A 15,007-nucleotide genomic window follows, 5' to 3' on the forward strand; every position below is an offset into this window, starting at 1 on the left:
GTTACGCCGCGACGTCGGCGCTCTCTTCTTCGATTTTGAGCATCCAGCCGGTGACCGCTTCCCAGTACTGCTGCTCTTTTTCCAGATCCAGCAGAACCAGCGCATTCTGGCTAAACCAGTCGTGCGGGAAGCTCAGCGTCCAGTGATGGTCATCCGTTTTGAGTTTCAGCGTGGGCGGCGTGGTAGTGGCCTGACGCTGGTTATTCAGCAGCACGCCCAGACGCAGCAGCTGAATCATCGGCAGGAACTGCTTTTTCTTGAACAGCGTGAAGCGCGGCAGATCGTCGAGCTTAATGGCTTTGCGATGATAGCGCACCAGCGTCGCCATCATGGTTTGCTGCTCCTGGTTGAAGCCCGGCAAATCGCTGTTTTGCAGAATGTAGGCGGAATGACGGTGCATGCCGCTGTGGTTGATGTTCAGCCCCACTTCGTGCAGCATCGCGGCCCATTTCAGCAGGGCGGCAAGCTGCGGATGGGCAAGCTTCGGATTCTGCTCCTGCCACTGATCGTACATCTGAACGGTCGTTTCCAGCACCCGCTTCGCCTGTTCGCGGTCGATGTTGTACTGGTTTGCCAGGCTTTGCGCGGTGCGGCTGCGAATATCCTGATGGCGGAAGCGGCCTTCCATCTCATACAGCACGCCTTCACGCAGCGCGCCGTCAGAGAGACGCAGCTCCTTAATGGCCAGCGCATCGAATACGCCGCACAGGATAGCCAGCCCCGGTACAAACACCGCTTTACGCTCGTCGGAAAGACCCGGCAGGCTTAACGCGTCGAAACTTTTATGTTTCAGCACCTCTTCGGTCAGCAACGTCAGGCGTTCGGGGGTGATAAAACCGTCTTTTTCACCCATCGCCAGCAGCACTTCATGGGCCGCTTTGATGGTGCCCGAGGCTCCCAGCGCGACGTTCCAGCCCTGGATACGGTACTGCCAGGCCAGATTTTCCAGCTTCTGAACGGCGGCCATGCGCGCCCGCTGGAAGTTTTCCCGCGAAATCGCACCGCCCGGGAAATACATCTGGGCAAAACTGACGCAGCCCATACGGCGGCTTTCCACCAGACGCGGTTCAAAGTCTTCACCAATGACCAGCTCTGTGGAGCCGCCGCCGATATCAATCACCAGCTTGCGGCCTTTTTCCGGCTGCGTGTGCTCAACGCCCATAAAAATCAGACGCGCCTCTTCGTTACCGGAGATGATCTCAATGGGATAGGGGATCACTTTTTCTGCACGCTTGAGGAATTCAGGGGCATTCAGCGCCTGGCGCAGGGTATGCGTTCCCACAATGCAGACGCTGGAGGGTGAGAAGCCCTGCAGGCGTTCGGCAAACAGCGAAAGGCAGTTCAGGCCGCGCTCCATCGCCTCTTCGCTGAGCATGCTGCGTTCATCAAGACCATCTGCCAGGTGTACGCGCTGCTTCAGACGACCGATGATCTGCAGCGCACCATCCACCTCACGGGCGATGACCATGTGGAAACTGTTAGAACCAAGGTCGACCGCGGCGAATTCCTGTGGTCGTGGGGTCTTATCATTTATCGGCATAGGTTAATCGGGTTGCTCGAGTGATTTGATATAGTCGTAAATCGCCAGTTGCGACCGCACTTTGCGGCGGTTGCCGCGCGGTACATAGCGGTTACTGAGTTCTTTGTCGATATAGCGCGCTTTCACCGTGTCGCTAAACAGAATCTCGATAATGTCGAGAATACGCTGTTTCAAGCGCGGATCCAGCAGCGGCGCTGCGACTTCAATTCGATAATCAATATTGCGCGTCATCCAGTCTGCCGAAGAGAGATAGACCTGTTTATCTCCCGCATTATCGAAAATATAGACCCGATCGTGCTCCAGGTAGCGGTCGACAATGCTGATGACGCGAATATTATCGCTGATACCTTCCAGTTCCGGGATGAGGGAGCACATGCCGCGGATCAGCAGGTTAACCGGAACGCCGGAGCTGGACGCCGCATAGAGTCTGTCCACGAGACCTTTGTCGACCAGATTGTTGAGCTTCAGCGTGATGCCGGACGACAAGCCTTTCTGGGCGTTGGCAATTTCTTTGTCGATCATATCGTACAGCAGGCGGCGCGAGTTCTGCGGTGACACCAGCAGATAATCGAAGCTCACCGGGCGGTACGGGTTCTCAATAAAGTTGAACACCCGGCGCACCTCGTTGGTGATGCGCGCGTCGGCGGTCAGCAGCGAGTAGTCGGTATAAATTCGTGCGGTTTTCTCGTTAAAGTTCCCGGTACCGATGTGGGCATAGCGCACCACGTCGTCACCCTCTTTACGGGAGATAAGGAACAGCTTGGCGTGAATTTTCAGCCCCGGGGCGGAGAAGATAACGTGTACACCTGCTTCCGTCAGACGGCGCGCCCAGTGGATATTGGCCTCTTCGTCGAAACGTGCCTGCAGCTCAACCACCACGGTTACTTTTTTGCCGTTGTGCGCGGCGTGGATCATCGCGTCGATGATGCGGGAGTCTTTCGCCACGCGGTAAATATTGATTTTGATTGCCAGCACGCTCGGGTCAAAGGAGGCCTGACGCAGCAGCTCCAGCACGTGTTCAAACGTGTGATACGGATAGTAGAGCAGGACGTCGCGTTCACGGATGGCATCGAAACCGTTACGGAACTTATCGAACCAGAGATGACGCAGGCGCGGCAGCGGTTTATTCACCAGATTGGCTTTGCCGACGTTCGGGAAGCCAATAAAGTCTTTAAAGTTATGGTAACGACCGCCCGGCACGATGGAGTCATAGCGCGAGATAGTCAGCTTGTCGCGCAGCATTTCCACCATCGCGTCTGGCATATCACGCTGATAGACAAAGCGCACCGGTTCGGCCGTCAGACGCTGCTTGAGGCTGGAGGACATCAGTTCCATCAGGCTGGCTTCCATCTCGTGCACCAGGTCATATTCGGCGTCACGGGTCATCTTCATCGAGTAGGCGTTTAACGCGTCGTAATCGAAGAAGCCTTTGAAGATATCGTCCAGACAGTAGCGCAGGATGTTATCCAGCAGGATCATCGGTTTGCGTCTGCGCGGGGTTTCCGGCGGCAGGTTCACAAAGCGTGGCACCTTGTCGGACGGGATCTCCAGCAGCGCGTAACGGATGGATTCACCGCGAATAATTTCCACCGCCAGGTAGGTGTAGTCATCTTTCAGGAACTGCACCAGATCGGTTTCGCGGTTGATCAGAATAGGGGTGATGTGCTGGCGCAGATACTGTTTAAAGTAGTGGCGCAGCCAGTTTTGTTGGTTAACGGAGAGCTGACGTTCGTTAATCAGGAAGATTTGATTGCGTGCCATCTCCAGCAGCAACTCGTTATAGAGGCCGTCAAATTCCTGATCGGCTTTCAACACGCGGGACTGAATTTTGCCTAACAGATGGCGAGAGTGAGAGTTTAAGCCCTGCTCTTCGCTGATGATGATCCGCCGTTTCAGCTCGGCAAAGCGAACCTTGTAGAACTCATCAAGGTTGTTGGAATAAATGCCCAAAAAACGCATGCGCTCAATAAGCGGGTTGCTTTTGTCCGCCGCTTCCTGGAGTACGCGTTCGTTGAATGCTAACCAGCTTAGCTCTTTCTCGATATATAACTTTTCCTGACCCATTACAGCTCACACTCCAGTTCAATCACAGGACGTGGTAAATCCGTCTCGTCCTTATTATGGCGAGCATTTCCACGATATGTCCAACAGTGCCAGAAAAGTATGACAGTTATTTTTTTGTTGGAGATTTTAGAAGGTTGGAGAAGGGAATATCGGGTAATGCGCTTTGTTGGTCGGGTACGCGCTGCTGCGCCACCCGACAGAACAGACTACTCTTCGGCCGCGTAACCCTGCGGGGGCAGTTTCACGCCATCCAGCCAGGCAGCACCGTCGCGCATCGCCAGACGCCCGTCGACAAACCAGCTGACCACCAGCGGATAAATGGCATGTTCCTGGCTCTGCACCCGTTCGGTGATGTCGTCTTCGGTGTCGCCGTCAAAGACCGGGACTTTCGCCTGCAGGATCACTGGTCCGCCGTCCAGCTCATCGGTCACGAAATGCACCGAGGTCCCGTGCTCTTCATCGCCGTTTTCCAGCACCTGACGATGGGTGTGCAGGCCGGGATATTTCGGCAGAAGCGAAGGGTGGATATTCAGCAGACGCCCGGCGTAGTGCCCGACAAACGCCGGGCTCAGGATGCGCATATACCCCGCCAGCACCACAACGTCCGGCGCGTAGGCATCAATCTCCTGAACCAGTTCGCGGTCAAACGCTTCACGGCCGGCGAACTGACTGGCCTCCAGCGCGTGCGCGGGAATGTTTGCTTCCCGGGCGCGCTCAAGGCCGAACGCGTCGGCCTTGTTGCTGAATACTGCCCGAATGGTGCCATTGATTTTCTTCTGTTTGCAGGCGTCAATGATGGCCTGCAAATTGCTTCCGTTGCCGGAAATGAGCACCACGATGTTTTTCATTCAATGACCACACGCTGTTCGGAATCGGAAGCTTTGATAATACCGATTTTCCACGCGTTTTCACCTTTGTCCGTCAGCAGCTTAACGGCTTTATCCGCTTCGCTCGCTGGCAGGGCGATCACCATACCCACGCCACAGTTAAAGGTGCGGTACATTTCGTGAGAACTCACGTTGCCCGCGGTTTGCAGCCAGTTAAAGACCGCTGGCCACTGCCAGGACGATTCGTCGATTACCGCCTGGGTGTTGTCCGGCAGTACGCGCGGAATGTTTTCCCAGAAGCCGCCACCGGTCAGGTGGGCAATGGCGTGAACGTCCACGTTCTCAATCAGCTCCAGCACGTTTTTCACGTAGATGCGGGTCGGTGCCAGCAGATGGTCAGCCAGAGGTTTACCTTCAAGTTCGGTGGTTTGTGGGTCGCAACCGCTTACTTCGAGGATTTTACGCACCAGCGAGTAGCCGTTAGAGTGCGGGCCGCTGGAGGCCAGCGCAATCAGCACATCACCATCAGCCACTTTACTGCCGTCGATAATTTCTGATTTTTCTACCACACCCACGCAGAAGCCTGCGACGTCATAATCTTCGCCGTGATACATGCCAGGCATTTCTGCGGTTTCACCGCCAACCAGCGCGCAGCCAGACTGCAGACAGCCTTCGGCAATACCGTTGATCACGCTGGCTGCGGTATCCACATCCAGTTTGCCTGTCGCGTAGTAGTCGAGGAAGAACAGCGGCTCAGCGCCTTGTACCACCAGGTCGTTTACACACATCGCGACCAGATCGATACCGATCGTGTCGTGACGTTTTAAATCCATCGCCAGGCGCAGTTTTGTGCCTACACCGTCAGTACCCGAGACCAGAACAGGTTCACGATATTTTTGCGGCAGCGCGCACAGTGCGCCGAAGCCACCCAGACCACCCATAACTTCAGGGCGGCGGGTTTTTTTCACCACACCTTTGATTCGGTCAACCAGCGCATTACCTGCGTCAATATCAACACCGGCATCTTTGTAGCTGAGAGAAGTTTTGTTGGTCACGGCTCAAGTCCCCACGCGATTGCATAGCTAGTAAGAAAAATCGGCGCAATTCTAACAGTCCAGGCAAACGTTTGCGAGCCTATTCTCGGCGCGAGGATCTTTTTTTCTGCTCCGCCCCCGGCGGCGCGCAAACTTGACTCCGTTCACGAAAATGAAACCGGTTTCGGCGATCTGCTTGCATGCGGTTTAGGGAATGAACATCATGAAATGAAACCGGTTTCAGTTTCATTTAGGAGGAATGAAGGCCATGAACATCGCCGCATTTGATATCGGTGGCACCGCGTTAAAAATGGGCATCGCGACAGCGCAGGGAGAGCTACTGCAAACGGATAAGGCCGCCATCAGGAACAGCGACGGTGACGTTATTCTTGCGCAGATGCTGAACTGGGTAACGGCCCATCCCGGGCTTAAGGGGATCGCCATCAGCGCGCCGGGGTATGTTAATCCGCATACCGGCTTTATTGAGATGGGCGGGGCCATTCGCCGCTTCGACCAGTTCGCAATGAAAGGCTGGCTTGAGGCGAAAACGGGTTTACCGGTCACCGTCGAGAATGACGCTAACTGCGTGCTGCTGGCGGAGCGCTGGCAGGGCAAGGCGAAGGATATCGATAACTTTCTGGTACTGACCATCGGCACCGGGATCGGCGGAGCGATTTTCTGCAACGGCAGGCTGGTTCACGGGGCGCGTTTTCGCGCCGGAGAGTTCGGCTACATGCTCACGGAAAGGGCAGACTCAAGACGTGTTGCCCGCCACTCCATGAATGAAAACTGTACGTTACGCACGCTTCGCAAGCGCTATGCCGATTTTCACGGTCTGACGCTTGAGAGCGTCACCGGCGAGGCCATTTTTGATGGCTATGACGCAGGCGACACCGTATGCCGCCGCCTGGTGGATGATTTTCTTAACGGCATTGCGACAGGGCTCTACAACCTGGCGAATGTGTTCGACCCGCAGACCATCTTCATTGGCGGCGGTATCGCGGAGCGGCCCGGGTTTATGGATCTGCTTCGCACCCATCTTGCGTGGTTTGGCATCGCAGATATCGCCGATGTCGTCAGCCACGGCAACCGGGCCGGTCTTGTCGGCGCGGTTTACCACTTCAGACAGCAGTATCCGTCAGCAATCAGCAACATCGAATGAGGGAAAGAGTATGTCAGGATTTAAAGAAGGTTTTCTGTGGGGCGGCGCGGTGGCCGCGCACCAGCTGGAAGGTGGCTGGAAAGAGGGCGGTAAAGGCGTAAGCGTCGCCGATGTCATGACCGCTGGCGCCCACGGCGTGCCGCGTGAAATCACCGACGGCGTGCTGCCAGGCAAAAACTACCCGAACCACGAAGCCATCGATTTTTACCATCGCTATAAAGAAGACATCAAACTCTTTGCGGAGATGGGGTTCAAATGCTTCCGTACCTCCATTGCCTGGACGCGTATTTTCCCGAAAGGGGATGAGCTGGAGCCGAACGAAGCGGGCCTTCAATTCTACGATGACCTTTTCGATGAATGCCTCAAATACGGCATCGAACCGGTTATCACCCTGTCGCATTTTGAGATGCCGTATCATCTGGTCACCGAGTACGGCGGCTGGCGCAACCGTAAGTTGATCGACTTCTTTGTCCGCTTCGCAAAAGCGGTCTTCCAGCGCTATCAGCATAAGGTGAAGTACTGGATGACCTTTAACGAGATCAACAACCAGGCTAACTTCCACGAAGATTTTGCGCCGTTTACCAACTCCGGGCTGAAGTATGCGCCGGGTGAAGACCGTGAGCCAGTGATGTTCCAGGCCGCGCACTATGAGCTGGTGGCCAGCGCGCTGGCGGTAAAAGCCGGGCGCGAGATTAATCCTTCCCTGCAGATCGGCTGCATGATTGCCATGTGCCCCATTTATCCGCTGACCTGCGCGCCTGACGACATCATGATGGCGATGAACGCGATGCATCGTCGCTACTGGTTCACCGACGTTCACGTGCGCGGCAAGTATCCGCAGCATCTGCTTAACTACTTTGCGCGTCGTGGTTTCGCGCTGGACATTACCGAAGAAGACAAAGCGGCACTCACGCAGGGCTGCGTGGATTACATCGGCTTTAGCTATTACATGTCCTTCGCCACCAAAGCGACGGCGGATAACCCGGAACTGGATTACGATGAAAGCAAGAGTCTGGTCTCCAACCCGTACGTGCAGAAATCTGACTGGGGTTGGCAGATTGACCCGGTTGGCCTGCGCTACTCCCTGAACTGGTTCTGGGATCACTACCAGCTGCCGCTGTTCATCGTTGAGAACGGCTTCGGCGCGATTGATATGCAGGAGAGTGACGGCACGGTGAACGACCAGTACCGCATTGATTATCTCTCGGCGCACATCCGCGAGATGAAAAAAGCGGTGGTGGAAGATGGCGTGGATCTGATGGGCTACACCCCGTGGGGCTGTATCGATCTCGTTTCTGCCGGCACCGGTGAGATGAAGAAACGCTACGGGTTTATCTTTGTTGATAAAGACAACGAAGGGAACGGCACGCTGAACCGCAGCAAGAAAAAGTCGTTTGACTGGTATAAGCAGGTGATTGCGAGCAACGGCGACAACCTGTAATTGTCGGGTGGCGCTTACGCTTACCCGACCTACACTACACGTAGGCCCGCGTAAGCGCAGCGCCACCGGGCAGAACCCCGCACCCAAGCCGGAGTCTCGCCTCCGGTTTTTTTTGTCTCTAAATCACTTTGCTTGATATACGTCAAGCAAGATGGGTATGGCCTAATCCGAAAAAAGCGGTATAATCCCGCGATTTTTTTGCGGACGCCACCTCAGAGGAGAAAGAGAATGAAGATTGTGGAAGTGAAACACCCACTCGTTAAACACAAGTTGGGCCTGATGCGTGAGCATGACATCAGCACGAAGCGTTTTCGCGAACTGGCATCTGAAGTCGGCAGCCTGCTGACCTACGAAGCGACCTCTGACCTCGAAACGGAAAAAGTGACCATCGAAGGCTGGAACGGCCCGGTGCAGGTTGAGCAGATCAAAGGTAAGAAAATTACCGTGGTGCCAATCCTGCGTGCTGGTCTTGGCATGATGGAAGGCGTGCTGGAGCACGTACCGAGCGCGCGTATCAGCGTGGTGGGGATCTACCGTAATGAAGAAACCCTGGAGCCGGTTCCGTACTTCCAGAAGCTGGTGTCTAACATCGACGAGCGTATGGCGCTGGTGGTTGACCCGATGCTGGCGACCGGCGGCTCAATGATTGCCACCATCGACCTGCTGAAGAAAGCAGGCTGCAGCAGCATCAAAGTGCTGGTGCTGGTTGCGGCACCGGAAGGGATCGCGGCGCTGGAAAAAGCACACCCGGATGTGGAGCTGTACACCGCGTCTGTCGACCAGGGGCTCAACGAGCACGGGTACATTATCCCGGGGCTGGGCGATGCCGGCGATAAGATCTTTGGTACGAAATAATCGAATAACGATAAATAAGCCGACTTTGAAAGTCGGCTTTTTTTTGAATAAAACACACATAACTAACCATCTCAGAGGAAAACACTATGACGCGCCGTGCTATCGGGGTGAGTGAAAGACCGCCGCTTTTACAGACTATCCCGCTTAGTTTGCAGCACCTGTTCGCTATGTTTGGCGCAACCGTGCTGGTGCCAATCCTGTTTCACATTAACCCGGCTACCGTGCTGTTGTTCAATGGTATCGGGACGCTGCTGTATCTCTTTATCTGTAAAGGTAAAATCCCGGCGTATCTGGGGTCGAGCTTTGCCTTTATCTCGCCGGTGTTGCTGCTGCTGCCCCTGGGGTATGAAGTGGCGCTGGGCGGTTTTATCATGTGCGGTGTGTTGTTCTGCCTGGTCTCTTTCATTGTGAAGAAGGCCGGTACCGGCTGGCTGGACGTGATGTTCCCACCGGCGGCGATGGGGGCCATCGTTGCCGTCATCGGTCTGGAGCTGGCAGGCGTGGCGGCGAATATGGCTGGCCTGCTGCCTGCTGATGGGCAGTCGCCGGACTCTAAAACCATCATCATCTCACTGGTGACGCTGGGTGTGACGGTATTTGGCTCCGTGCTGTTCCGCGGTTTTATGGCGATTATCCCGATCCTGATCGGCGTGCTGGCGGGTTATGCACTCTCCTTCGTGATGGGTGTTGTCGATACCACGCCAATTGCTCAGGCGCACTGGTTTGCCCTGCCAACCTTCTATACGCCACGCTTTGAATGGTTTGCTATCTTCACTATTCTGCCTGCCGCGCTGGTGGTTATTGCTGAACACGTTGGCCACCTTGTGGTGACGGCGAACATCGTTAAACGTGACCTGATCCGCGACCCGGGTCTGCACCGTTCGATGTTTGCAAACGGCTTCTCGACGATCATCTCCGGTTTCTTTGGCTCCACGCCAAACACCACCTACGGTGAGAATATTGGCGTCATGGCGATCACCCGCGTTTACAGCACCTGGGTTATCGGCGGCGCGGCAATCATCGCAATCCTGCTCTCCTGCGTGGGTAAACTGGCGGCAGCGATCCAGATCATCCCGGTTCCGGTGATGGGCGGCGTGTCTCTGCTGCTGTACGGCGTAATTGGCGCATCCGGTATTCGCGTGCTGATTGAGTCCAAAGTGGACTACAGCAAAGCGCAGAACCTGATCCTGACTTCCGTTATCCTGATCATCGGCGTGAGCGGCGCGAAGGTACACATCGGCGCGGCCGAGCTGAAAGGCATGGCGCTGGCGACCATCGTTGGTGTGGGCCTGAGCCTGATTTTCAAGCTGATTTCCGTGATCCGCCCTGAAGAGGTGGTGCTGGACGCTGACGAAAGCGAAAAAGCGTCACACTGATCGTAAAACCGGGTGGACGATCCGCCCGGTTCTCTCCTGGCAGGTTCCGTGCTAAACTCCGTTCCGATTTTATGTAAGATCTGGTTGAGGTACTTCTGAACGGACCGGCACAGCTCTCTCTGCCACTCTATCTCCCTGACGACGAAACTTTCGCGAGTTTCTGGCCGGGTGATAACCCCTCTTTACTGGCTGCACTGCAGAACGTGCTGCGCCAGGATCACAGCGGATACATCTATATCTGGTCACGCGAAGGCGCGGGACGCAGTCACCTGTTGCATGCCGCCTGTGCTGAGCTTTCAGCGCGGGGGGATGCGGTAGGTTATGTACCGCTGGATAAACGTACCTGGTTTGTGCCTGACGTGCTGGAGGGAATGGAACATCTCTCCCTGGTCTGCATCGATAATATCGAATGCGTGGCGGGGGATGAGCCGTGGGAAATGGCGATCTTTAACCTCTATAACCGTATCCTGGAGTCGGGCAAAACCCGGCTGCTGATCACCGGCGATCGTCCTCCGCGCCAGCTGAATCTGGGGCTGCCGGATCTGGCCTCCCGACTCGACTGGGGGCAAATCTACAAACTGCAACCGCTGTCAGATGAAGACAAACTCCAGGCGCTTCAGCTGCGCGCCAGACTGCGCGGATTTGAACTGCCGGAAGACGTAGGGCGCTTCCTGCTCAAGCGTCTGGACAGGGAAATGCGCACGCTGTTTGATACGCTCGATCAGCTCGATCGCGCCTCCATTACCGCCCAGCGCAAGCTCACCATTCCGTTTGTGAAAGATATTCTGAAGCTTTGAGTTTTTTTGCCCGGTGGCGCTGCGCTTACCGGACCTACGGGATCGAGTAGGCCGGGTAAGGCGTAGCCGCCACCCGGCTAGAGATCTCCCATCAGGTGCTCCACCAGCAGCGGAATCGGCCTCCCTGAGGCCACGCTTCTGCCACCCTCACGCCACAGCGCCGTACCGCTAATATCCAGATGCGCCCACGGGATTGTCGGCGGGCAGAAGTGATGCAGCAGCCACGCCGCCGAGGCACTGATCGCCGCATTGTTGGGCGGCGTATTGCACAGATCGGCGATGGCGCTGTCGGTCTGCTTTTTCAGCCGCGCATCCAGCGGCAGGGACCACACTTCATCTCCGCTCTGTTTTCCTGCCTGCGTCAGCGCCTGGCGCAGTGGCTCGTCCTGGGTCATCAACCCGCTCAGCTCATATCCCAGCGCTTTGACCACCGCACCCGTCAGCGTTGCCATATCGATAATGTAGCGCGCCTGCGGATGGCGCTGGCTGGCCCAGGCGATAGCGTCTGCCAGCACCAGTCGGCCTTCGGCATCGGTATTGTTGATTTCAACCGTGGTGCCGTTGCAGGCTCTGGCTACCGTGCCAGGCTGCATGGCGTCCGGGCCGATGGCGTTTTCTGCCAGCGCCAGCACGCCCATGAGGCGCACGGGGAGCGCCAGCTCTGCAACGGTCAGCATCAGCCCCAGCACGTTCGCTGCCCCGCACATGTCATATTTCATGGTGTACATGCCCGCGCCATCCTTGAGCCACAGGCCGCCGGTATCGAAGGTAATGCCTTTACCAACATAGCAGCGCACCGGGCCGTCAGAAACACCGTCATAGTGAATAGCCAGCAGTCGTGGCGGGCAGGAGGCGCCTTTGCCAACGGCGTGAAGCAGCCCCAGACCCTGCTCAACGATCTGCTTTTCATCCAGCACTTCACAGCGCAGGGCAGGGAAGGCCGCGCACAGCGTCTGCGCCTCCTGCACCATAAACTGCGGCGTGCAGCGGTTGGAGGGGATATCGGCCAGACGGCGTGCGGCGACCATCCCACGGCTAGTGGCGTGCTGCTGGCGGAAGATAACGTCCAGCCGCGCCTGCTGTTCTGGCAGGCAGAGGGCGGTAACGTGCTCAACGCGCAAAGTGACATCGTCCGCTTTCTTCAGCTGCAGATCGCTAAGCCTGTGCGACTGATTAAAAAGAAAACGCAGGACCTGTTGCAGCACAACGTCGTCAATGTGGGTGACATCCAGGACCACGTCGGTGCTGACGGGCGTGGCCAGCAGCGGACGGATTGCCGTAAGCAATCCTTCGGTAAGGCTATCCTGCCAGAGAGCATCCGGCACCAGCGTGATGCGCGCAAAAGGCGCACAGCCAAAACGGGTGTCGGCAACGGCATCTTGCCCGCGCATTTCCGCAATCAGTGGCGTGTCCGGCAACAGCGTAGACGTGCTGCGGGCGATGAGGTGGCCGTGTGGTTTTACGTCAGAAAGGGCGGTTATCAGCTGATACGTCATCATCATTACTCCTCAATCGGTGCGCGGATCCGTGCGGCATAGGCCTGCATCCATTCATCATCCACCGCCTGATAGTGCGTTTTTTCCCGCAGGCGTTCGGCGCGAAACACGGTCAGCGGCTGGCGTGCCGTCGCCACCACAAAGGAGAACGTTTTAATGTTGGTGGCGGCGCCAAATTCACCTTTGTTATTCATGCATACCACGGAGAGATCCCCCGCGCGGCCAAAGCGCGACATCAGCCTGTCTTCCAGCTCGAACACCACGGAATCTGCCGCCTGCTGCGGAGACATCCCCTGCGCCATGCGGCGAACAATTTCGTAGCTGGTGCAGCCTTTCATCAGATCTTCGCCCACGCCCGTGGCGGTGGCGGCGCCGGTTTCACTGTCGCAGTAGAAGCCGGAGCCGATGATCGGCGAATCGCCAAGTCGGCCGCGCTTTTTCATAAACAGGCCGCTGGTGGAGGTCGCCACGCTCATGGATCCCTGTTTGTCGAGACCGATAATCCCGACCGTGTCATGGCCATCGTAGGGGCTTAAGCCTTTATCCAGCGTCTCCCGGCAGCGCTTGCGGTAGTGCTGCATGGCCCGGTCGGTGAGCATCGTTTTGTCGGCAAAACCCTGGCTCAATGCCCACTCGCGTGCGCCCTGACCGACCAGCAGGCTGTTATAGCGCTGGCGGCTTAACGCCTGCGCCACGCGTACCGGGTTGGCGATATCCACCAGATTTCCCACAGCGCCAAACGCCAGCGTGTCGCCGTCCATGTAGGCGGCGTCCAGTTCCACCTCGCCATTTTCGGTTGGTAGCCCGCCGTAGCCGACCGATTTATAGAACGGGAAGTCCTCGACGGCGGCAACGGCATCCACGACCGCGGCAGCCACCGGTTTCCCTGCTGCCAGCGCAGAGGCCGACTCGGTGACGCCTTCAAGCGCCATTCGCCAGGTGGCGATAATTCCCCACATGCTTTACTCCTGTTTTGCAAGGGTGGTGTCGGTTTGCGTCACGGTGGCAATCTCCGCGGCGCGGTACTGTTTATCCACGATACGCATGAATGGCAGATACAGCATGGCGCCAATCAGCAGGTTGATAAGCTGCATGATGCTGCCGCTGAGATGCCCGGTGACGATAAAACCGCTGATAACAGGCGGCAGCGTCCAGGGGATAAACACCCCGGTGGTGACGGCGACCGCACCAATTTTCATTGCCACGTACTGCACGGTGACCAGCACCAGCGGCACCAGATTGAACGGAATGAGCATGATCGGGTTCATGATCACCGGCAGGCCGAACAGAATCGGCTCGTTGATGTTAAACACCGAGGCCCCCGCGCCCAGGCGTGCCACTTCGCGCATGTTTTTACTGCGGGCGAAAATCAGCATCGCAATCACCAGCGACAGCGTGGCCCCTGCGCCGCCCATCCAGATCATGTCAAAAAACTGTTCGGTGATAATGTGCGGTGGGGTAGCGCCGGCCTGAATGGCGGCGATGTTATCGGTCTGGTTCTCCATCCACAGCGGGCGAATAATGCCGTTGATCATCGAACCGGAGTTAATGCCCACTGACCACAGAATGGTGATGCTGAATACGGTCATCAGCGCGCCAAAATAGGAAGTGCCGTAGTGGCGAACCGGGGTTGCTACTACCTCGTAAATAAACTGATGGATGGTGTTGTAATGGGTGTTTTCAAAGCCGATGCGGATCATCAGCACCAGGATCATCACCAAGAGGGCAGGGATCAGCGCCGCGAACGACTCCTGCACCGCAGGCGGCACGCCATCCGGCATTCTGATAACCAGTTTTTTGCGCTTCAGCCAGCAGAACAGCTCCGTCCAAAGCAGAGAGCCAATCATCGCCACGAATAACCCTTTACTGCCAATCCACTCTACCGGCATGACGGTGATGCCACCCTGTTCCGCCACTTTGATAAAAGGGGTCAGGATCAGAAAGGCGACCAGCGCCAGAATGCCGCAGGAGATACGGTCTTCGCCATAGTGTTCAGCCAGGCGATAGGCGACCAGGAAGCTGATAAACAGCGACATGGTCGAGAACACCGCGTTGAACGGGATTTCGATAATCGCGCTCCAGCTTTCCCCAAACGCCTGAGACATAAACTGCTGATAGGTTTGATTGGGAAAGGAGGAGATCACCAGCAGGATGGAGCCGACGATGATAAACGGCATGAATGAAACGTAGGCACCGCGAATGGCACCAAGATGACGCTGCTGGGCCGTTTTGGCCGCCAGCGGCATCAGTTTTGCTTCAAGAAATCCCAGAACATTGTTCATTGTGAACTCCGTACAAGATTGAGAGGTGTTGTTTATGTTATCTCTGGGGATTATCAGTGAAGCGCGGCGAGCGAAAGGTGAAATCGGTCACAAAGCAATCGCTGGTGTATTATAAATCTCATAAGATTAGTTC

The 15,007-nt window shown here is 56.5% G+C and carries 12 protein-coding genes; 5 read left to right on the forward strand and 7 right to left on the reverse strand.

The features are described from left to right. Position 1: 1 nt before the first annotated feature. The 4 genes from ppx to purM all read right to left on the reverse strand — a co-directional run bounded on the left by ppx (position 2) and on the right by purM (position 5,486). Positions 2 to 1,540, reverse strand: a complete 1,539-nt coding sequence (ppx, locus tag AK59_RS0105645) for an exopolyphosphatase (RefSeq protein ID WP_020689986.1) — start codon at positions 1,538 to 1,540, stop codon at positions 2 to 4. Between the two features lie 3 nt (positions 1,541 to 1,543). Continuing rightward, the gene (gene ppk1 / locus AK59_RS0105650; protein ID WP_013098243.1) at positions 1,544 to 3,604 is read right to left on the reverse strand and encodes a polyphosphate kinase 1; all 2,061 of its coding nucleotides are present in this window, start codon (positions 3,602 to 3,604) and stop codon (positions 1,544 to 1,546) included. 206 nt (positions 3,605 to 3,810) lie between these two features. Next, complete coding sequence (purN, locus tag AK59_RS0105655; RefSeq protein ID WP_020689985.1) at positions 3,811 to 4,452, reverse strand: phosphoribosylglycinamide formyltransferase; 642 nt, start codon at positions 4,450 to 4,452, stop codon at positions 3,811 to 3,813. Beyond that, a complete protein-coding gene (purM, locus tag AK59_RS0105660; protein ID WP_013098241.1) occupies positions 4,449 to 5,486 on the reverse strand; it encodes a phosphoribosylformylglycinamidine cyclo-ligase in 1,038 nt (345 codons plus the stop codon). The genes purN and purM overlap by 4 nt, the downstream gene beginning before the upstream one ends. Before the next feature lie 247 nt (positions 5,487 to 5,733). Between purM and bglK the strand changes: the two genes are divergently transcribed. The 5 genes from bglK (at position 5,734) to AK59_RS0105685 (ending at position 11,096) form a co-directional block, all read left to right on the forward strand. Beyond that, positions 5,734 to 6,627: a beta-glucoside kinase BglK gene (gene bglK / locus AK59_RS0105665; protein ID WP_029882262.1), complete on the forward strand. Its 894-nt coding sequence runs from the start codon at positions 5,734 to 5,736 to the stop codon at positions 6,625 to 6,627. A 10-nt stretch (positions 6,628 to 6,637) separates the two neighbouring features. Next, positions 6,638 to 8,068, forward strand: coding sequence for a 6-phospho-beta-glucosidase (locus AK59_RS0105670; RefSeq protein ID WP_029882263.1), 1,431 nt, complete (start codon positions 6,638 to 6,640; stop codon positions 8,066 to 8,068). A 228-nt stretch (positions 8,069 to 8,296) separates the two neighbouring features. Then, positions 8,297 to 8,923 (forward strand): uracil phosphoribosyltransferase, encoded by a 627-nt coding sequence (upp, locus tag AK59_RS0105675; protein WP_003860560.1) that lies wholly within the window; start codon positions 8,297 to 8,299, stop codon positions 8,921 to 8,923. Positions 8,924 to 9,009: 86 nt separating this feature from the next. Continuing rightward, positions 9,010 to 10,299, forward strand: coding sequence for a uracil permease (gene uraA, locus AK59_RS0105680; RefSeq protein WP_013098238.1), 1,290 nt, complete (start codon positions 9,010 to 9,012; stop codon positions 10,297 to 10,299). Between the two features lie 95 nt (positions 10,300 to 10,394). Further along, complete coding sequence (locus AK59_RS0105685; protein ID WP_211944493.1) at positions 10,395 to 11,096, forward strand: DnaA inactivator Hda; 702 nt, start codon at positions 10,395 to 10,397, stop codon at positions 11,094 to 11,096. Positions 11,097 to 11,173: 77 nt separating this feature from the next. Here the strand turns inward: AK59_RS0105685 and AK59_RS0105690 are convergent, their stop codons facing one another. From AK59_RS0105690 to celB, 3 genes are read right to left on the reverse strand one after another with little or no spacing between them, the layout of a single operon-like run. Further along, entirely contained in the window at positions 11,174 to 12,595 is a 1,422-nt protein-coding gene (locus AK59_RS0105690; RefSeq protein ID WP_029882264.1) for a leucyl aminopeptidase family protein, read from the reverse strand. A 2-nt stretch (positions 12,596 to 12,597) separates the two neighbouring features. Continuing rightward, positions 12,598 to 13,551 (reverse strand): N(4)-(beta-N-acetylglucosaminyl)-L-asparaginase, encoded by a 954-nt coding sequence (locus AK59_RS0105695; protein ID WP_023620392.1) that lies wholly within the window; start codon positions 13,549 to 13,551, stop codon positions 12,598 to 12,600. Between the two features lie 3 nt (positions 13,552 to 13,554). Beyond that, positions 13,555 to 14,874: a PTS cellobiose transporter subunit IIC gene (celB, locus tag AK59_RS0105700; protein WP_023620393.1), complete on the reverse strand. Its 1,320-nt coding sequence runs from the start codon at positions 14,872 to 14,874 to the stop codon at positions 13,555 to 13,557. Between the last annotated feature and the right edge of the window lie 133 nt (positions 14,875 to 15,007).

The sequence above is a fragment of the Enterobacter sp. T1-1 genome (assembly GCF_000710795.1).
Taxonomy (GTDB): Bacteria; Pseudomonadota; Gammaproteobacteria; order Enterobacterales; family Enterobacteriaceae; genus Enterobacter; species Enterobacter cloacae.